This window comes from Ruegeria sp. C2 (genome assembly GCF_056537765.1).
Window position 1 is genome coordinate 465754 of the sequence record NZ_JBQFRZ010000001.1, and the last position, 18752, is coordinate 484505.

Below are 18752 nucleotides of genomic sequence, written 5' to 3' on the forward strand. Positions count from 1 at the left end.
AGGGCCGCGCTTTTTTTCCTGATCTTAGCGAATTAGTCCCAGCAATGCACCAGAACGGTCATTCCGTTGGCCCTGCGGCTCAGCTCATTTGGGGAAATCTGGGCCGAGCCCTGCGCCGGTTGACCCGAGATACCCGCCTTGGTCAGAACCTCGGTCAGCCGTTCGACATTTGCTGCAAGGCTCACCGAATCCGGCAGGGCGCGCCCGTCGGATGGTGTAGGCAGCAGCATGCCAACCACACTGCCGCTGTCATCGAAGACCGGCCCACCTGCGTCTCCGGGCTGTGCGGCCAGTGCAAGACGTTTGACACCGTTTTCGCCGTTGAGGCCGCGAATATCAGCGATTTCACCAAAGGTCAGGGTCGGAGCCCCCAACGCGCCTTCGTAAGAAAAGCCTGACACAGCAACCTGAGACTGGATTCGTGGTTGATCGGCTCGGAACTCGGCGACGCTGATCGGGGCGAGCGTCCGGTTTGGGCGCAGAACAGCAACGCCCAGATTGGTATCTTGCCACGCCACCTGAACCTCTTGATCGCCATCCAACGTGATGCGCGTGCAGTTGTCTGCGGCCTCTGTGACAGTCAGTACAGTTCCGTCGGCGTCGGCAAAGAAGCCCGATCGGGACAACCTCGGTTTGCGGATTTGCAGGCCTGAGAGCAGATCGATACGTTGTTCGGCGTCCGCGCCTGCGCCAGCATCCAGCACAGCGTCATTGGTAGCAAAGCTGGCGCGCATCGCCGCCAGAACGCGCGCACGACGCGCCTCATCCCCTTCAGGCCAGACCAGGGTAAACCCTTTGATCTTGCCGTCTTTCAACGCCGCTTGAGTGAATGAGACACTCCCGTTGCCGCGTCCTTCGATGGTAAAGCTGTTGCCGCGCAGGGCGCGTTCACCTTCCAATGGGATGATCTCAAGCGATTGCATCACTTCATACAGCGCGCGTAGCGTGGCCGGGGAGCCTTCCTGAGAGATCAACAGCGCCTTGGCGTTCAGATCGGAGTTGGGTTTGAAATGGGCAAATGGGGCCTCATAGCGATCAAAACCCAGCACACCCAGCGGCATATCCAAATCAATCCCGGCTTGCGGGTCGGAATACCGATCCATCCCGACGCTGATCAGCGGTGCGTTGTAGTCATCCATCAGCGACTTGCGCTGCAGGGTGGTCAGAACACCGGTCGCCTCGAAGCCGTTGAACCGCTGCCAATCCGCCATCGAGCGGCGGGTGCCCTGGCCAAAGGCACCGTCGATGGTCGAGTTGTAGAAACCGGCGGCTTGCAATGCAGTTTGCAGGTCCTTGCGTTCCTGCGCGGTCAGAAGGCGTTCGCCCTGCAATGCCTCAGCGCGCGTTTGGTCTGAGTCTTGCGGGGTCAGACCGGCTTGTGGTTGTTCCTGCGGCTCGGGTTGGACCGGGGCTGTAATCACCCCGCGGTTCAGGATATTGGCGCCGATAGGCCAGAATTGCTGCCTCAGTGCGCTGGAGAAAGCGATGAAGCTGTCAGATGGGATCTGGCGTTCAGCGCGATAGACACGCAGAACCTGCTCGGCATCATCGCGCAAATAGGGCCCGATAACAATGGCATACCAGCCAGAGTTCAGTTGAAACCCGTTTACGTCAGGCAGGGCGTTGGCATAGGCCTGCGCCCGTTCCTGCGCCTCACGCAGCGACGGCTGCGCTTCGATCTGAACCCAGACGCCCGCGTCCTGTTGGGCAAAAGCGGCGCGCAGGCCGAAGAGGAAAAAGAATGTAATAACCGTAAATACGCGTGTCATTGTCTGCCCGTTTTATGCAGTGTTTTCACTTTGGCGCAGATTACGCGGAATCGCCGCCTGATGACCATGCCCGGATTACGGGGAATTCTGTGTGTGGCCGCGCAGTGACAGAGTGGCTCATTGGCCCGTTGACGCCCTTTGGTGGCTTGCATAGGAAGGGCCGAACCCACCGGAACCGGGCGCCTGGGCGTCCAAGGGATATGTCATGACCGAACCCAAAAGCGCACCACGTTCATTTCAGGAGATCATCCTGCGGCTTCAGACCTATTGGGCGACGAAAGGCTGCGCGATCCTGCAACCTTATGACATGGAAGTTGGCGCGGGCACGTTCCACCCGGCGACCACCTTGCGCGCGTTGGGGTCCAAGGCGTGGGCCGCGGCTTATGTGCAGCCTTCGCGTCGACCGACGGACGGGCGGTATGGCGAGAACCCCAACCGGTTGCAGCATTACTATCAGTATCAGGTGCTGATCAAACCCAGCCCGCCGGATCTACAGGACCTGTATCTCGGCTCGCTCGAAGCCATCGGCATCGATATGGACCTGCACGACATCCGCTTTGTTGAGGATGACTGGGAAAGCCCGACGCTCGGTGCTTGGGGGCTAGGTTGGGAGGTTTGGTGTGATGGCATGGAAGTCAGCCAGTTCACCTATTTCCAACAGGTTGGCGGCCACGACTGTGCACCGGTCTCGGGCGAGTTGACCTATGGGCTTGAGCGGCTGGCCATGTATGTGCTGGGCATCGATCACGTGATGGACATGCCGTTCAACGATCCTCAGTCGCCCAGCCCGCTGACCTACGGCGACATCTTCAAGCAGACCGAAGAGGAATACGCGCGCTGGAACTTTGACGTGGCCAATACCGAGGTCTTGCTGCGTCACTTCGAAGAGGCCGAAGCGGAATGTGCGACCATTCTGGCGCAGGAGCATGACGACCCAAAAACCGGCAAGCGTATCATCATGGCGCATCCGGCCTATGATCAGTGCATCAAGGCCAGCCACATCTTCAACCTGCTTGATGCGCGAGGGGTTATCTCGGTGACCGAACGGCAGGCCTATATCGGCCGCGTCCGGGCGCTGGCCAAGCAATGCGCAGACGCGTTTGTGCAGACCGAGGCTGCTGGGTTCGAAGCTTGATGGCGGGCTTAGGCCAGACCGGGCAGCAACGCCTTCAGGCCGTCTGCGATCATGCTGATCGCTATGGCAGACAGGATCATGCCCATAAAACGACTCATGATCACGCGGGCATTGTCAGACAGCCGTTCGGCCAGCCAGGCGGCATTCCAGAATGTCACCAAAAGCAGGGCGACCACGACCAGAAAAACACCTGCATAAGCAATAGCTTCGATCGGATTTTTGATGTGGTGTGCGTACAGGATCAGTGTGGTGATCGTACCGGGACCAACCAGAATGGGAAAGGCCAGCGGGTAGAACGCGACCGTCTCGGGCGCGGGATAGGATTGCTTCTCGCCGTCGGTGCCGTGATGCGAGCTGCTTTCGTTGCCGTTCAGCATGTTCAGCCCGATCATCAGAACAACCAGTCCACCGGCAACGCGCAAATGGTCAACGCTGATGCCAAAAAGGCCCAGGGCCTGACTTCCGGCCGAGGCAAAGGCGCCTCCCAGTATCAGGCAGTACAGCGCCGTTTTCAGCGCCACCTTGCGCTGATCAGCAGCAGGCAGATCTTGTGTGACGCTCAGAAAAACTGGCAAATTCGTGATCGGGTTCATGATCGCGAACAATGCACCGAAGAATCCAACGGCAAGGGTGGTTTCCATCTCTGTCGCCTTACATCTGCCTGTAATGGTTTGAAACCTGACCTATTTCCCCAGAATATGAAAGAGGCCGCATAAACGATGACCGGGAAGCTTCTGGCGCTGATCCTTCTGTTTTCGGCCGCTCTGGCGGGTGGGAGCATGTATTACCTGCAGGTTTACGGCTTCTATTATGATGTCACGCCGAAGCCAGGCCAGGATGTTACTCTGATGGTCGCAGGAGCCGAGGTGCCGGAACCGATCAGCTACAGCGCATTTCAGGCGATAGATGCCGACAGCTCTCCGATCCGGTATCGGGCCTGTTTCGAAACCGATCTGACGCCCGATCAACTGGTCGGGTTTGTTGCTGTTGAAGACGCCGAACCGCTGACCGCGCCAGGATGGTTCGATTGTTACGATGCAGTCGCCTTGGCCGATGCGCTGAAATCGGGGCAGGCGCAGGCTTTCATGGGCGCGAAGAACATCCATTACGGCGTCGACCGCATCGTCGCGATCTCGCGGGACGGCAAGGGCTATATCTGGCACGCGCTGAACAATTGCGGTGAGAAAGCCTATGACGGCACCGTAGTGGGAGAAGACTGCCCGCCCAGACCGCAGGAGTGACACGTGGAGTTGGTCGTTGAGATCCCGAATTTCTTGACCGCGACGCTGGGTTTCGCGGTCTACTTGATTGGGGCTGAGATCAATGCCCGTATCGCAACGCTCCGCAGCTTCAATATCCCCGAGCCGGTGACTGGGGGTCTGTTGGCCTCCCTCGTGGTACTGACTCTGTATCTGTTATTTGGCGTTGAGCTGTCCTTTGGTCTGACCACACGGGATTTCCTGTTGGTGTTGTTCTTCGCCGGTATCGGATTGAATGCACGACTTTCGGATTTGATCGCAGGCGGCAAGCCATTGCTCCTGCTTCTGATTTTGACGCTACTGACTATCGTTGCACAGAACGTGATCGGGGCGGCAGGGGCGGCTCTGTTCGGCTATCCGGCGCAGGCGGGCGTTTTGTTTGGCTCGGCGGCATTGATCGGCGGCCATGGCACCGCGATCGCCTGGGCGCCAGAGGTCGCACAAGCCACCGGGCTCGAAGGCGCGACTGAGTTGGGTGTTGCTGTTGCCACTTTGGGCCTTGTATTGGCCGCTCTAGTCGGGGGTCCAATTGCGCGGCTGTTGGTCGAAGGGCGCAAGCTCAACCCCAGTCGTCCCGAGGAAGAGCACACAGTTGGTTTGCCCAATGAGGTCGACCAGAAATCCGCAATCGACCATCAGACGGTTATGCGGGTTCTGTTATATCTCAACCTTGCCATCATTTCAGGCGTGATCCTGAGTGAAGCCATCAGCGCTGCGGGGCTGAAACTGCCTTTGTTCGTGCCCTGCCTGATCATGGGGATTATCATTGCCAATCTGCGCGCGCTGCTTGCGCCCAACGCCCCTCCCGTGGCGCGGACGCCATCGCTGGCGCTGATCTCGGAATTCGCATTGGGGGCGTTCCTGGCGATGTCCCTGATGAGCCTGCAACTGTGGACTATAGCTGAGCTTGGCCTTGCGATAGCGTTGATCATGACCGCCCAGACGCTCTTTGCAGTGGTGTTCGTGATCTGGGTCCTGTTCCCGCTGATGGGCTCGAATTATCGCGCTGCTGTATTGGCCGCCGGCTTTGGCGGATTCGCTTTGGGCGCAACCCCAACCGCGATTGCAAATATGACCGCCGTGACCAAGCGATATGGCCCGTCGCCTATTGCCTTTATCGTACTGCCCCTTGTATCCGCCTTCTTTGTGGATATCGCCAATGCAATCGTCATCCAGACGATTGTGAGTTTCTAAGGACCGACTATGCCCGACCTGCTGATCGAATTGTTTTCCGAAGAGATCCCCGCGCGGATGCAAACCCGTGCTGGTGAAGACCTGAAAAAGCGGATCACGGACGGCTTGGTCGAGGGTGGACTGACCTATGCCTCGGCTGCGGCCTTGACCACGCCGCGCCGCCTGACACTGGCGGTCGAAGGGTTGTTGGCCGAAAGCCCCACCATCCGGGAAGAGCGTAAAGGCCCTAAGGTCGGAGCGCCCGACAAAGCCATTGAAGGGTTCCTGCGCGGGGCGGGACTGACCCGCGACCAACTCGAAGAGCGTGATACGCCCAAAGGCGCGGTCTATTTCGCGACCATCGAGAAAGCCGGTCGTCCGGCGGCTGAGATTGTGGCTGAAGTGCTGGAAGCGACGATCCGCAACTTCCCCTGGCCAAAATCGATGCGCTGGGGCGCGGGTTCGATGCGCTGGGTGCGGCCGCTGCACTCGATCCTGTGTGTCCTCAGCGATGAGGCGGGCGCGCAGGTTGTGCCGCTTGAGGTCGAAGGGATCACCTCTGGTGATACCACCGAGGGCCACCGCTTCATGGCCCCGAACCGATTTTCCGTTTCTTCGTTCGAGGACTACGCCGCCAAGCTGAAACGCGCCTTTGTGGTGCTTTCGCCCGAGGAGCGCGCCGAGCATATCTGGAACGATGCCCAGAACATGGCTTTCGCCGCGGGTCTGGAAGTTGTTGATGACAAGGGCCTTCTGGCCGAGGTGGCCGGTCTGGTTGAATGGCCTGTCGTGCTGATGGGACAGATCGACGAGGAGTTTCTGGAACTGCCGCTCGAGGTGCTGCAGACCTCGATGAAAGAGCACCAAAAGTTCTTTTCTGTAAAGAACCCCAAAACGGGCCGGATCGAGCGCTTCATAACCGTCGCCAACCGTGAGACCGCCGACAATGGCGCTACCATTCTGGCGGGGAATCAGAAGGTGCTGTCGGCGCGTTTGGCGGATGCCAAGTTCTTCTGGGAGAATGACCTGCGCATCGCCAAGTTGGACATGACCGTCTGGAGCAACGATCTGCAGAACGTGACCTTCCACAACAAGCTGGGTACGCAGGCTGAGCGGATTGAGCGTATCGCTGCCTTGGCTGGTGATCTGGCCGATGTCATGGGTGTTGATGCGCGTCAGGCCAAAGATGCGGCGCATCTGGCCAAGGCCGACCTGAGCTCGCAATTGGTCTATGAATTCCCCGAACTGCAGGGTTTGATGGGCCGCTATTATATCGCGGCTGCAGGTATGCGCCCCGAATTGGCTGCCGTAGCACAAGAACACTATTCGCCGTTGGGACCGTCTGATGACGTGCCGACTGCGCCGCTGTCGGTGACAGTGGCGTTGGCCGATAAGCTGGACACGCTGACCGGGTTCTGGGCGATTGACGAGAAACCCACCGGGTCGAAAGACCCGTTTGCCCTGCGCCGTGCTGCGCTTGGGGTAATCCGCCTGATCCTGACCAACGATCTGCGCCTGCCGCTGGGCCAGACTTTTGCAACTGCACTAGGTAATCTGTTGAAACTGCCGGAATGGCAGGCAGCTCTGCTAGAGGCCAAAGCGCGCCAAACGCAGGCGTCTGACGACGAGGCAGAGGCCGCCGCCAAGCGGGTGCATGATCTGGCGCATCAGGTCGAGGCTGCGAACGCAATCGTTGCTGCGGCCCCGTCGGACTTGTTGTCCTTCTTCCACGACCGCCTCAAGGTCTTCCTGCGTGATGAGGGCATCCGTCACGATATCATCGACGCCTGCATCGCGATGGACGGCAACGACGACCTCAACCTGTTGGTCAAACGCGCCCGTGCGCTGAACGCGGTGATTGCGACCGAGGATGGAGAGAACCTCGTGCAGGGATTCAAACGGGCCAACAACATCCTGTCTCAGGCGGAAGAGAAGGATGGGGTGGAATACTCCTATGGTGCGGATGTGAAATTTGCCGAAACCGACAGCGAGAAGGCGCTGTTCGCCGCGCTTGATACGGCAGAGGCCAAAATCGATCCCGCTCTGAAGGCCGAGGACTTTCCGACCGCTATGGCGGCGATGGCTGCGCTGCGGGCATCGGTGGATGCTTTCTTTGAGGATGTGCAGGTCAACACCGACAATGACATCCTGCGCCGCAACCGTCTGAACCTACTGAGCCAGATCCGCAAGGTCTGCTCCAGCGTTGCCGATCTGACCCTGATCGAGGGATAACGCCCTTGCGCCAAGGGCGCAGGGGCTTATGCTGCGGTGAAACCAAAAGGTGCCGCAGTGCAGAATAATCCGCAGACCACGCTTATTACCTCGAAAGCGCCCGTTGCCGCCAATACCCATGGCGGGCGGGCGAAATGCCTGCAACGCCTGGTTCGGCTCAAGATGCCGGTGCCGCGCACCGTAGCGCTCTCTTTTGACGCGGTGCAGCGAATTGCCGAAGGGCATGTACCCGATATCGCGGCAATAATGGAACAGTTCGACGCCGAAGCGCTGTTATGTGTGCGGCCCAGTTCCGAAGACCCCGATTGGGGCGGTCCGGGGGCGGTCCTGAATATCGGCATGAACGATGCCCGCTATCTGGACTTGTCCGCGGGTATGGGACGTGATGCAGCGGCCGCGCTCTATTTGCGGTTCGTGCAGAGCTATGCGATCCACGTGGCCCGGCTGGACCCGGATGTATTTGATGACATCGAGGCGGATGGACGTGAAGGGTTGAGCTTGTCTTTGCGCGCCTACGAAGATGAAACCGACGAAGCATTTCCGCAGGATCGGGGCGAGCAACTGATCGGCGTGCTGCGGTCGATGGCGCGGGCGTGGGACGGAACTTCGGCCCGTTTGCTACGGCAGGCCAAGGGCGCGCCGGCGGATGCCGGGCTGGGGCTGGTCGTTCAAGAGATGATCCCGGGTGTCGGGCAGGGCGAGTGCGGCTCGGGTGTGCTGCAGTTGATCGACCCGACGACGGGCATGCCGCAGATCACCGGTCGTTATCTGAGCCAGAGCCAGGGTCGGGATGCGTTGGGCGAAGGCGTCTCGGCGCTGTATCTGGAAAGGGATGAGCGCGGACAATCGCTGGAAGACGTCGCGCCCGGGGCTTTTGCCGATCTCAAGACCCACGCGGCGCTAATGCGTGAAAAACTGCGTGAAGAGATGCAGGTTGAGTTCGTCGTGCAGAATGGCGACGTACATATTCTGGATGGAGTCCGGGTTCAGCGTGGCTCGCGCGCGGCAATGCGGATTGCCGTCCGTCTGGCCGAAGACGGTATCATCCCGCCGCAAGAGGCGGTGATGCGGATCGACCCGCATTCGCTGAATGAATTGCTACACCGTCAGGTCCACCCCGAGGCAGCGCGTGACGTGCTGACCACTGGCATTGCCGCTAGCCCCGGTGCCGCGACCGGCCGCATCGTTTTCACGGCTGCTGAGGCACAGGCCAGCGCCGCGCGTGGCGAGCCTTGTGTTCTGGTGCGTCGTGAAACTTCGCCCGAGGATGTGCGGGGAATGCATGCAGCCGTGGCGGTGTTGACCGAAAAGGGCGGGATCACCAGCCACGCTGCCGTGATTGGCCGGGGCCTGGGATTGCCCTGTATCGTGGGCGCGTCCGAGATGCGGTTCCAGACCAAGAAAAAGATGCTGACTGCGCCGGACGGGCGCGTGTTCAAAACTGGCGATGTCCTGACCATCGATGGCACCTCAGGTCAAGTTCTGGCCGGACAACCCGAGATGCTTGAGGCGGCACTGGACGATTGCTTTCAAACGCTGATGGGTTGGGCGGACGCCGAGCGTGACATCGAAATTCGCGCCAATGCGGATACGCCTGCCGACGCGCAAACAGCGCGTAACTTTCAGGCGCAGGGCATTGGCCTGTGCCGGACCGAGCACATGTTCTTTGATCCGGGCCGCCTGACGGTGATGCGTGAAATGATCTTTGCCCAGACGCCCTCGGGACGATCTGCGGTGCTGGAACGTCTGCTGCCGATGCAGCGGCAGGATTTCGTGCAGTTGTTCCGAATCATGGAGGGGCAGCCAGTGTGCATCCGGCTGTTCGATCCGCCTTTGCATGAATTTCTACCCACCACACGCACGGGTCAGAGAGAACTGGCCGAGGCGTTGGATCTTCCGGTTTCGGATGTCGAACGCAGGGTCGAGGCGATGCGCGAATACAACCCTATGCTGGGGCTGCGCGGCGTACGTCTGGGTGTGACCGTGCCCGAGATCTATGACATGCAAGCCCGCGCCATATTCGAAGCGACGCTTGAGGCCAGTAAAGAGGGCGCACCCGTGGTTCCCGAGGTGATGATCCCTCTGGTGTCGGCCAAGCGCGAAGTCGAACTGGTGAAAGCGCGCATCGATGCGGTGGCTGCCGAGGTGGCCTCGGAGCGTGGACAAGAGCTCGACTATAGGTTGGGTGTCATGGTGGAAACGCCACGTGCCTGTCTGCGAGCGGATGAAATCGCGCCGAATACGTCTTTCCTGAGTTTCGGGACCAATGACCTGACCCAAATGACCTATGGTTTGTCCCGAGATGACGCTGGTCGGTTCATGTCGGCATATGTCCGCCTAGGCGTGTTTGGCGAAGATCCGTTTCACGTTCTGGATGCAGACGGGGTGGGTGAGTTACTCAAGCTAGGGGCAGAGCGTGGGCGCCAAGCTCAACCAGACGTTACACTTTCTGTCTGTGGCGAACATGGCGGCAACCCCGAATCAATCGCTATATGCCGGGCGCTCGGGTTCGACTATGTGTCCTGTTCTCCGTTCCGGGTTCCCGTCGCTCGGCTGTCAGCCGCTCAACTGGCAATTTCGTCCAAACTTGGGGGTTGACTAACTGTCTCCTACCTAGAAATAGTGGCTAAGGAAACGTTCCGCTGTCGACAAAAATCGGCGGTGTGAGCGGTTTTTCTCTTGCCTTTTTCAGAAAACTGGACGTCTGCCCTTAAGTAGGGTATCAGCCTCGTCGCGCCCGCCGGGGGAGGGTTTGGCGCGGAAGTGCCTGTGCGAGGTTATCTGATGAGACGCTACATATTGGCTGTTGCCGTGGGGGCTGCAGCCTTGCTGCCAAGTTTGTCGTTTGCCGAAAGGCAGAACGAAGGTAACTCTGTTGAGTTGGTTGCCCGTAACGAGTTACCAGCACAGAATTTCCGCGACTATCTGAAGCTGTTCAAGCCGCGTCAGACGCCGGAAAAGATCGAGATTTCTTACACCAAGGATTGGCTGGATCAGCAGCCCAAAGCGACCGGGGACGAGGGTTTCCGTTGTCTGGCTGAGGCGCTGTATTTCGAGGCCCGCGGCGAAAGCGTGCGCGGCCAGTTCGCAGTTGCCGAAGTGATCCTGAACCGTGTCGACAGCGCCCGTTTCCCGGATTCGCTGTGTGGCGTGATTAAGCAGGGCACCGGCAAACGTTATCAGTGCCAGTTCACCTACACTTGCGATGGTCAAAAAGAGGTCATCCATGAAAAGCGGGCGTATGAGCGTGTATCCAAGGTGGCGCGCGCCGCGATTGACGGCGTGGCGGAAGAGATGACCGCCGGGGCGACGCATTACCATACCAAGGCGGTTCGCCCCTCATGGTCGCGGGTTTACAAGGAAACCGCGCGGATTGGTGTGCATATTTTCTATCGCCACAATTATCGGACAGCGAGCAACTGATTGACGCACCAGCGCTGGAAGGGTGCTGGCGCAGTCCGATTTTGCCTCTATGTTGCGAGCCGGGAGGCTCGCGATGATCACTACGCGCAGACAGTTCATGCAATCGGCTCTGGCAATGTCGATGTTGCCGCGTGCAGCATTGGCGTCAGATATCGAATTGATCGCCCAACAATCTACGCAACAGATTGCGCCCGACGGTTATCCGCAGACGTCGGTATGGAGTTATGGTGCGGGCGTTCCGGGGGTCGAAATTCGGATCGGTCAAGGCAAACGGGTTCAGCGTACGCTGGTGAACGATCTGCCTCAGGCAACCGCGGTGCATTGGCATGGCATCCGGATCGACAATGCGATGGACGGTGTGCCCGGCTTGACGCAGGATGCGGTGCCCACGGGGGCCCGCTTTAACTATGATTTCGTTGTGCCGGATGCGGGAACCTTTTGGTATCACGCACATAATCGCTCGGTCGAACAGGTGGCGCGCGGGCTCTATGGTCCGTTGATCGTGGAAGAGGCCGTCGCTCCGGATGTCGATCAGGATCTTACTCTGATGCTGGACGATTGGCGGTTGGATCCCGAGACCGGTCAGATCACCGATGACTTCGACAATGGCCATGACCTGAGCCACGCTGGGCGGTTAGGCAATCTTATGTCTGTTAACGGACGGTTTGACCCATCCTACCCGGTGAAATCCGCCGAACGTTTGCGTCTGAGGTTGATTAACGCCGCAAATGCCAGGATATTCGATGTTTCGCTCGACGGTTTGACGGGGTGGATCGTGGCGCTTGATGGGATGCCGCTCGAGACGCCAATCGCCGTTGAAGATAGCTTTCCGCTTGCACCGGCACAACGGGCTGACCTGATTGTCGATGTCTCGGCAGAGGCAGGGCAGACCGCAAGTGTCGTCAGTATCGAGCGTGACGGCGCGTTTGGGTTGGTTAGGTTCGATGTGACAGGCGCTGCGGCAAGTTCCGTTCGTTCCGGGGTGAAGCCGTTACCCGCAAATCCGTTACCTGAGGTGGCACTGGAGGGTGCGCCGCTGCATCGCATGGCGATACAAGGTGGCGCGATGCGCTGGCTGGATCGCGCAATATTGGGGGATACTGAACTTTCGGGCCAGGAACTAGCGCAACTGGGACGGTTCTGGGCGCTCAACGGCTATGCTGAGCGACCTTCTGATCCGTTTCTGGATACGAATCTGGGCAACGTCCACCGTATTGAGTTTGTCAATGAGACGGCGTTTCCGCATGCGATGCATCTGCACGGCCACCATTTCAGGCTAATCCTGCCGGATGGCAGTCTGGGCCCGTGGCGTGACACCGTGTTGGTCGAGCGGGGACAGACCCGGCAGATCGCGTTGCTGGCCGATAATCCCGGCAATTGGCTGCTGCATTGCCACATGCTGGGTCATGCCGCCTCGGGTATGATGAGCTGGTACCGGGTCGCCTGACGCCGGATTCGATGGCTGGAAAGGCGTTTGCTGCAGTGTTATATGCCCGCACATCGCTTAATGTGGGCTGATTAGCCCTCCACGTCTGAAAAGGTCCATCAGATGAGCTCTGAAATCCGCCTTGCCTTCGCGCATCCGTCTGAACGGTCCGAAGCAACCGCCACGCGCGGTCCGCTGGATCGAATCTCTCTGCGCGATCATATCGTAGAGGTTGAGATCGGGGCCTTTCAGGCCGAGCGCGGCACCACACAGCGCATCTGTTTCAACATCGTGGTCGAAGTGCGCCCGCTGACCGATCCGATCGACGATGATGTGGATCGTATCCTGTCCTATGATCGCGTAACCGAAGCGATTGCGTTTGAACTTGCCGCTGAGCGGTTGAACCTTCTGGAAACTTTGGCAGACCGCGTGGCTGAACGTATCCTGCTTGAGCCTCAGGCTGTAAGGGCTTTTGTTCGCATCGAAAAGCTGGATCGCGGGCCCGGTGCTCTGGGGGTCGAGATCGTGCGCGGCAAAGATGCGGTACATCATGATGTGGCCGAGGAAGAACGACCGCATCCCCGGCTGGTCTTTCTGTCGAACGAGGCGATAGCGTCGAGCAATCTGGCTGGTTGGATCGACCAGCTACAGAACCGGCAACGCCCTCTGATCCTCTGTGTCGGCGCATCCGATCTTGCAGTCCCGCAAACCGGGCATGCGATGACCCAGCGCAGGATTGACCTGTTGGCGATCGAGCAGAACGCCTGGGTTTTGGCTGCTCGCGACCATCGATGCGTGGTCGTTTCGACCCGGACCGAGCTGGATTGGGCGATGAAAAACGACCAGATCTGTGTTTGGGCACCGTCCAAAATCGTATTGGACGCTGTGGATGGCCCCTCTGCGGCGCCGTCAGATGCGGTTGCGCTGGCAGCGTGGTTTGCCGCGACCTTCGAGGCCAGCGAGATGATGGTGATCGGTGGTGAACTGCCAGACGCGCCAAAGACGCCGCTGCGTGCAATTTCCGTGGATCAGGCGCGGTTGTGACAGTCTATTACCGACCGCTTGTTCAGCACGGGCCTCTGCGCCCGTCGGGCGCTGTGCCGCTGGCGGGTCAGCAATTGTGGTTCACGCAAGCTGAAAAGCTGCAGCGAGGCAAAACCTCAGAGATTGTAGAAATCGGTGATATTCCAGATGCATACATGGAGTATCTCACCTATCCACGCGCGACCATAGCCGGACTGGATATGGCGCAGCCGCAGATCATGGGTATTCTGAATGCAACGCCCGACAGTTTCTCGGATGGGGGCGTGCATAATTCGGTCGACGCGGCCCGCGCAGCCGCTGTCGGGATGGTCGGTCACGGGGCCAGCATTCTGGACATCGGCGGAGAATCCACCCGCCCTGGCGCCGATTTCGTACCCGCCGAGGAAGAGATCGCCCGCACGGAACCATTGATCGCAGCAATCCGGGCCGAGACCGATGCGCTGATTTCGATCGATACGCGTAAGGCCCGCGTCGCTGAGGCGGCGCATGCGGCTGGGGCAGGGCTGATCAATGATGTGTCGGGTTTTACCTTCGACCCACAGCTTGCTCCATTTTGTGCCCGGATTGGTGCGCCTGTCTGTGTGATGCACATGCAGGGCGATCCGACGACGATGCAGGATGATCCGCAATATGATGACGTTTTGCTGGATGTATATGACTTTCTCGCGGCGCAGATCGCGCATCTTGAGAGCCTTGGCCTGAGCCGCGATCTGATCATCGTCGACCCAGGCATTGGATTTGGCAAGACCACGGAGCACAACCTGATCCTGCTACGCAATCTCAGCTTATTCCACGGGCTTGGCTGCCCGATCCTGTTGGGCGTGTCCCGCAAGGGGATTATCGGCCAGATCGGCAAAGAGCCGCGCAAGGATGCCCGTGCACCGGGGTCAATTGCAGTTGCTCTGGCGGGATTGTCACAGGGTGTGCAGATTATACGTGTCCATGACGTGGCCGAGACTGCTCAAGCCTTGCGTCTTTGGTCCGCCGTCCGGTAATCCGGGCACAAAGGAATTTCAGGAGTTAAGACTTATGCGCAAGCTGTTCGGAACCGACGGGGTGCGGGGGACCGCCAACACCTATCCGATGACGGCTGATATGGCCTTGCGCATAGGGGCGGCAGTGGGTCGATATTTCCGCCGTGACGCTTCGGGCGTTCACCGGGTTGTCATAGGTAAGGACACACGACTGTCGGGCTATATGCTGGAAAACGCGCTGACGGCGGGTCTGACCTCGACCGGGATGAACGTGTTGCTGCTGGGACCGGTGCCGACGCCTGCAGTTGGTCTGATGACCCGCTCGATGCGGGCGGACCTTGGCGTTATGATTTCGGCCAGCCACAACCCGGCCGAGGATAACGGGATCAAATTCTTTGGACCGGACGGATTCAAGTTGTCCGATCAGGCCGAGCTTGAGATTGAGCGGCTGATTGAAGAAGGCGTGAAGCCGGCTCAGGCGCAGAATATTGGTCGTGCACGCCGCGTGGATGATGCGCGCTTCCGTTATGGCGAACGCGTGAAATCCTCGTTGCCCCGAGACGTGAAGCTGGACGGATTAAAGGTCGTGATCGATTGCGCGAACGGCGCTGCACATCGCACTGCGCCCGAGGTGCTTTGGGAGCTTGGCGCCGATGTGATCCCTGTCGGTATCGCGCCGGATGGCAAGAACATCAATTTGGGATGTGGCTCGACGCAACCGCAGACCGCTGCCGAAACCGTTGTGGCGCATGGGGCCGACGTGGGTATCTGCCTTGATGGTGATGCTGACCGGGTTGTGGTGATTGACGAAACCGGTGCAGTTGCCGATGGCGATCAACTGATGGCACTGCTCGCCTCTGCCTGGTCAAAAGCGGAGCGGCTGAAAGGCGATGCGCTGGTTGCCACCGTGATGTCGAACCTCGGTTTGGAACGGCATCTGGCCGGGCAGGGACTGCGGTTGGAGCGTACTTCGGTCGGGGATCGCTATGTGGTCGAACGGATGCGTTCAGGTGGGTTTAACCTGGGGGGTGAGCAATCGGGCCATATCGTGATGAGTGATTATGCCACCACCGGAGACGGTTTGATGGCGGGCCTGCATTTCCTGGCCGAGATGGTTCTGTCCGAAAGGAAAGCTTCAGAGCTGTCGCGCCAGTTCGAAACGGTTCCGCAATTGCTCAAGAATGTACGGTTCACCGCTGGGCAGGCTCCGCTAGAGGCGGCCAATGTCAAAACCGCCATTTCTGAAGCTGAGGCGCGACTGAACGGGCAGGGTCGTCTGCTGATCCGCAAATCGGGCACGGAACCTTTGATCCGGGTGATGGCCGAATGCGAGGACGCTGCTCTGCTAATTCAGGTGGTTGACGGTATCGTGGCCGAGGTTGAAGCGGTCGCGGGTTAGCGCCCGATCAGCATTTTGCGCAGGCTGAACCATTGGCTGATGGCCATGCCGGTCAGGATCAGCAGAAGTGCAACGAAGAAGCGTAGCGGCAGCGCCTCGGACAAGATCCAGGCGCCGAAGACCATCGACCAGACAGGCACCTGATAATTTACCAGCGTCAGAAAGACCGACCCAGCACTGCGCGTGATCGAAACCCGCAGCAGGGTGGCAAAAGCCGTGGGCAATAAGCCCAGCACGATAAGCGCCAGGGTCGGGCGGGTGCCTTGCCAGGCCGGTAGCCCTTCGGTCAGCAGCATGGTGGGTACCAATACGATGGCCCCCACAACCAACGTCAGGGCCGCAAGGACCAGCGGATCAATTGGGGGGCAGCGACGCGTCATGATCGACGAACTGGCATAGCACAGTGCAGCAAGGATGCAGGCCAGCTGCGCCAGAGGCTCGGCCCCTTGGCCCAATTGCGCAAGGCCGGGCCCGATCAACACCAAAGCGCCGGTGAAGCCGAGGCAAACCCCGACCAGGCGGCGCAGGTTCAGCGGCTCGTCCGAGAAGAAATGGGCCAGAGGTAAAACCATCAGCGGGATCGCTGCCATGGATAGCCCGGCAAATGCGGAAGGGACAAATTGCTGCCCCCAGCTCAGCAGCATGAAGGGTACTGCTGTTGACAGCAAACCGATCAGCGTGATCGACATGCTCAGTTCAGATGTCAGGGTTGGAATGCGGCGTCCCGTGATCCGCATCAGAATCAACAGTGTCACCGCGCCCAGCGTGGTGCGCGAGGTGGCGACCGTGATGGGGCCGTACCCCTCAAGCGCCATGGCGACGACCATGAATGTGGCACCCCAGATGAGGCCCAGAATGAAGACGCCGCTCCAATCACGTGTTGAGGGTTGTTCAACCATTCCATCCCCTTATCCCTCTATGTTGAACATGTCACGAGATGAAATTGACATTCCGTTAGTTTTAACTTACCGTAAGTAATGACTTACGATAAGGCATTATCAGCATTGGGGGACACCACCCGAAGGCAAGTGTTTGAAGCGGTCGCGCGTACGCCCAGATCAGTGGGGGACATTGCCGCCGAATTGCCGGTGAGCCGCCCCGCTGTTTCGCAACATCTTAAGGTTCTGTCGGACGCGGGGCTGGTGATGTGCCGAGCGGAAGGCACGCGGCGGATCTATGCGGTGTGCCCGGATGGGTTGGATGCGCTTCGGTCGTGGCTCGACAAATACTGGACAGATGTCATGAGCAGTTTTGCAGATGAAGTGAATTCAGGGAGGGAAGGTTCGTGACAGATCCAATTGTGAAAACCGTTGTGGTCAACGCCGAATCTGCGCGTGCCTTTGACATCTTCGTCAACAGGATTGCCAAATGGTGGCCGCTGGACGGGCACGCGGTATCTGCCTCCCAAGGTAATCCGGCCCTTGCGGTCGTCATCGAGCCTCGTGCCGGCGGCGCGATTTATGAGACTATGTTTGACGGCGCACGTGCGGACTGGGGTGAAGTCTTGGTTTTCGAGGAGGGTAAGCGGCTGGCCTTCACATGGCATCCCGGTACGAACGCAGATTTCTCCACCCGGGTAGAGGTACAGTTTGATGCACATGGGGACGGTCAAACCAAAGTGACTTTGACCCATTCCGGTTGGGAAGTCTGGGCGGCTGAGGCGAAAGACAAGCGTACGAATTATGACAAAGGCTGGGACTTTGTTCTTGGCGAATGCTATGCGAACGCGGTTGCCAAATAAAAAGGGCGGCCACCGGGGCCGCCCTTTTTCTAGCTGACGCCAGACTTAGTTCTTTTCTTTGTCAACCATCTTACCGGCGGAGATCCAGGGCATCATTGCGCGCAGTTTGGCACCGGTTTCCTCGATCATGTGCTCATCATTGGCACGGCGCGACGCTTTGATGGTGGGCTGGCCAACGGCGTTTTCCAGCATGAAGTCGCGAACGAATTTACCCTGCTGGATGTCGTCCAGAACCGCTTTCATGCGCGCTTTGGTCTCGTCGTATTTCAGGATACGCGGGCCAGTGACGTACTGGCCGTATTCGGCCGTGTTCGAGATCGAGTAATCCATGTTGGCGATGCCGCCTTCATAAATCAGGTCAACGATCAGTTTCACTTCGTGCAGACACTCGAAGTAAGCCATCTCGGGCGCGTAGCCCGCTTCGACCAGAGTTTCAAAGCCGCAGCGGATCAGCTCTACCAGGCCGCCGCACAGCACCGCCTGCTCACCGAACAGGTCGGTTTCACATTCTTCGCGGAAGTTGGTTTCGATGATGCCCGAGCGGCCGCCACCGATGGCCGAGCAGTAGGACAGGCCGATTTCCAGCGCTTTGCCGGTCGCGTCGTTGTCTACAGCGACCAGGCAGGGCACGCCGCCGCCTTTGGTGTATTCGCCACGCACGGTGTGGCCGGGGCCCTTGGGGGCCATCATGATGACGTCGACGCCTTCTTTTGGCTCGATCAGGCCGAAGTGGACGTTCAGGCCGTGGGCGAACGCGATGGCCGCGCCCGGCTTGATGTTGTCATGGACGTATTTCTTGTAGGTCTCGGCCTGCAATTCGTCGGGCATGGTGAACATGATGACGTCGCACCATGCTGCGGCTTCGGCGATGCCCATCACTTGCAGACCTTCACCTTCGGCTTTCTTGGCCGAGGGCGAACCTTCGCGCAGAGCGATAACCAGGTTCTTGGCACCTGAGTCGCGCAGGTTCAGCGCGTGGGCGTGGCCTTGGCTACCATAGCCCAGGATGGCCACTTTCTTGTCTTTGATCAGGTTGATATCGCAATCGCGATCGTAATAGACGCGCATTTCGCCGGTCCTTTCAGTTTCGATTGCTGTGCTTCTATCCTGCGGGTTTGCTATTGGCGATAGGGTTGGGATTGAGTATTTGATAAAAAGGTGAAGAATAATTCTTCAA

16 protein-coding genes are annotated in these 18752 nt (G+C 59.1%); 12 read left to right on the top strand and 4 right to left on the bottom strand.

Annotated features, from left to right (window positions below; genetic code table 11):
• Positions 1–32: 32 nt before the first annotated feature.
• On the bottom strand, positions 33–1769 hold the full coding sequence (locus ACR0IV_RS02380; RefSeq protein WP_480658047.1) for a serine protease: 1737 nt from the start codon (positions 1767–1769) through the stop codon (positions 33–35).
• 205 nt (positions 1770–1974) lie between these two features.
• On the opposite strand from ACR0IV_RS02380, the gene ACR0IV_RS02385 reads away from it, so the two are divergent.
• Positions 1975–2904 (top strand): glycine--tRNA ligase subunit alpha, encoded by a 930-nt coding sequence (locus ACR0IV_RS02385; RefSeq protein WP_480470151.1) that lies wholly within the window; start codon positions 1975–1977, stop codon positions 2902–2904.
• A gap of 8 nt (positions 2905–2912) precedes the next feature.
• Here the strand turns inward: ACR0IV_RS02385 and ACR0IV_RS02390 are convergent, their stop codons facing one another.
• Complete coding sequence (locus ACR0IV_RS02390; RefSeq protein WP_480658046.1) at positions 2913–3545, bottom strand: MarC family protein; 633 nt, start codon at positions 3543–3545, stop codon at positions 2913–2915.
• Positions 3546–3623: 78 nt separating this feature from the next.
• Between ACR0IV_RS02390 and ACR0IV_RS02395 the strand changes: the two genes are divergently transcribed.
• From ACR0IV_RS02395 to glmM, 9 genes are all read left to right on the top strand, one after another.
• The gene (locus ACR0IV_RS02395; protein ID WP_480658044.1) at positions 3624–4145 is read left to right on the top strand and encodes a DUF6446 family protein; all 522 of its coding nucleotides are present in this window, start codon (positions 3624–3626) and stop codon (positions 4143–4145) included.
• A gap of 3 nt (positions 4146–4148) precedes the next feature.
• A complete protein-coding gene (gene gltS, locus ACR0IV_RS02400) occupies positions 4149–5357 on the top strand; it encodes a sodium/glutamate symporter (protein WP_480658043.1) in 1209 nt (402 codons plus the stop codon).
• A gap of 9 nt (positions 5358–5366) precedes the next feature.
• Entirely contained in the window at positions 5367–7568 is a 2202-nt protein-coding gene (glyS, locus tag ACR0IV_RS02405; RefSeq protein WP_480658042.1) for a glycine--tRNA ligase subunit beta, read from the top strand.
• 36 nt (positions 7569–7604) lie between these two features.
• Positions 7605–10166, top strand: coding sequence for a putative PEP-binding protein (locus ACR0IV_RS02410; protein ID WP_480658041.1), 2562 nt, complete (start codon positions 7605–7607; stop codon positions 10164–10166).
• Between the two features lie 186 nt (positions 10167–10352).
• On the top strand, positions 10353–10991 hold the full coding sequence (locus ACR0IV_RS02415; RefSeq protein ID WP_480658039.1) for a cell wall hydrolase: 639 nt from the start codon (positions 10353–10355) through the stop codon (positions 10989–10991).
• Positions 10992–11064: 73 nt separating this feature from the next.
• A complete protein-coding gene (locus ACR0IV_RS02420) occupies positions 11065–12438 on the top strand; it encodes a multicopper oxidase family protein (RefSeq protein WP_480658037.1) in 1374 nt (457 codons plus the stop codon).
• A 102-nt stretch (positions 12439–12540) separates the two neighbouring features.
• Positions 12541–13461 carry a dihydroneopterin aldolase gene (locus tag ACR0IV_RS02425; RefSeq protein WP_480658035.1) on the top strand — a complete coding sequence of 307 codons (921 nt, stop codon included), beginning with the start codon at positions 12541–12543 and terminating at the stop codon, positions 13459–13461.
• On the top strand, positions 13458–14456 hold the full coding sequence (folP, locus tag ACR0IV_RS02430) for a dihydropteroate synthase (protein ID WP_480470142.1): 999 nt from the start codon (positions 13458–13460) through the stop codon (positions 14454–14456). The genes ACR0IV_RS02425 and folP overlap by 4 nt, the downstream gene beginning before the upstream one ends.
• A gap of 34 nt (positions 14457–14490) precedes the next feature.
• Complete coding sequence (gene glmM, locus ACR0IV_RS02435) at positions 14491–15834, top strand: phosphoglucosamine mutase (RefSeq protein WP_480658034.1); 1344 nt, start codon at positions 14491–14493, stop codon at positions 15832–15834.
• On the opposite strand, the gene ACR0IV_RS02440 is transcribed toward glmM, so the two are convergent.
• Positions 15831–16733 (bottom strand): DMT family transporter, encoded by a 903-nt coding sequence (locus ACR0IV_RS02440; RefSeq protein WP_480658033.1) that lies wholly within the window; start codon positions 16731–16733, stop codon positions 15831–15833. The genes glmM and ACR0IV_RS02440 overlap by 4 nt on opposite strands.
• Positions 16734–16811: 78 nt before the next feature.
• Here ACR0IV_RS02440 and ACR0IV_RS02445 point away from each other — a divergent pair, with 78 nt between their 5' ends.
• Both ACR0IV_RS02445 and ACR0IV_RS02450 read left to right on the top strand, forming a co-directional pair.
• Positions 16812–17123 (top strand): ArsR/SmtB family transcription factor, encoded by a 312-nt coding sequence (locus ACR0IV_RS02445; protein WP_480658032.1) that lies wholly within the window; start codon positions 16812–16814, stop codon positions 17121–17123.
• The gene (locus ACR0IV_RS02450; protein WP_480658031.1) at positions 17120–17575 is read left to right on the top strand and encodes an SRPBCC family protein; all 456 of its coding nucleotides are present in this window, start codon (positions 17120–17122) and stop codon (positions 17573–17575) included. The genes ACR0IV_RS02445 and ACR0IV_RS02450 overlap by 4 nt, the downstream gene beginning before the upstream one ends.
• Before the next feature lie 45 nt (positions 17576–17620).
• Here the strand turns inward: ACR0IV_RS02450 and ilvC are convergent, their stop codons facing one another.
• Positions 17621–18643 (bottom strand): ketol-acid reductoisomerase, encoded by a 1023-nt coding sequence (ilvC, locus tag ACR0IV_RS02455; RefSeq protein WP_170689671.1) that lies wholly within the window; start codon positions 18641–18643, stop codon positions 17621–17623.
• Between the last annotated feature and the right edge of the window lie 109 nt (positions 18644–18752).

What these genes read in the sequence shown, in the direction of transcription:
- ACR0IV_RS02380 (WP_480658047.1), bottom strand. Translation starts at nt 1,769, where the DNA reads ATGACACGCGTATTTACGGTTATTACATTCTTTTTCCTCTTCGGCCTG.
- ACR0IV_RS02385 (WP_480470151.1), top strand. Translation starts at nt 1,975, where the DNA reads ATGACCGAACCCAAAAGCGCACCACGTTCATTTCAGGAGATCATCCTG.
- ACR0IV_RS02390 (WP_480658046.1), bottom strand. Translation starts at nt 3,545, where the DNA reads ATGGAAACCACCCTTGCCGTTGGATTCTTCGGTGCATTGTTCGCGATC.
- ACR0IV_RS02395 (WP_480658044.1), top strand. Translation starts at nt 3,624, where the DNA reads ATGACCGGGAAGCTTCTGGCGCTGATCCTTCTGTTTTCGGCCGCTCTG.
- glyS (WP_480658042.1), top strand. Translation starts at nt 5,367, where the DNA reads ATGCCCGACCTGCTGATCGAATTGTTTTCCGAAGAGATCCCCGCGCGG.
- ACR0IV_RS02415 (WP_480658039.1), top strand. Translation starts at nt 10,353, where the DNA reads ATGAGACGCTACATATTGGCTGTTGCCGTGGGGGCTGCAGCCTTGCTG.
- ACR0IV_RS02420 (WP_480658037.1), top strand. Translation starts at nt 11,065, where the DNA reads ATGATCACTACGCGCAGACAGTTCATGCAATCGGCTCTGGCAATGTCG.
- ACR0IV_RS02425 (WP_480658035.1), top strand. Translation starts at nt 12,541, where the DNA reads ATGAGCTCTGAAATCCGCCTTGCCTTCGCGCATCCGTCTGAACGGTCC.
- glmM (WP_480658034.1), top strand. Translation starts at nt 14,491, where the DNA reads ATGCGCAAGCTGTTCGGAACCGACGGGGTGCGGGGGACCGCCAACACC.
- ACR0IV_RS02440 (WP_480658033.1), bottom strand. Translation starts at nt 16,733, where the DNA reads ATGGTTGAACAACCCTCAACACGTGATTGGAGCGGCGTCTTCATTCTG.
- ACR0IV_RS02445 (WP_480658032.1), top strand. Translation starts at nt 16,812, where the DNA reads ATGACTTACGATAAGGCATTATCAGCATTGGGGGACACCACCCGAAGG.
- ilvC (WP_170689671.1), bottom strand. Translation starts at nt 18,643, where the DNA reads ATGCGCGTCTATTACGATCGCGATTGCGATATCAACCTGATCAAAGAC.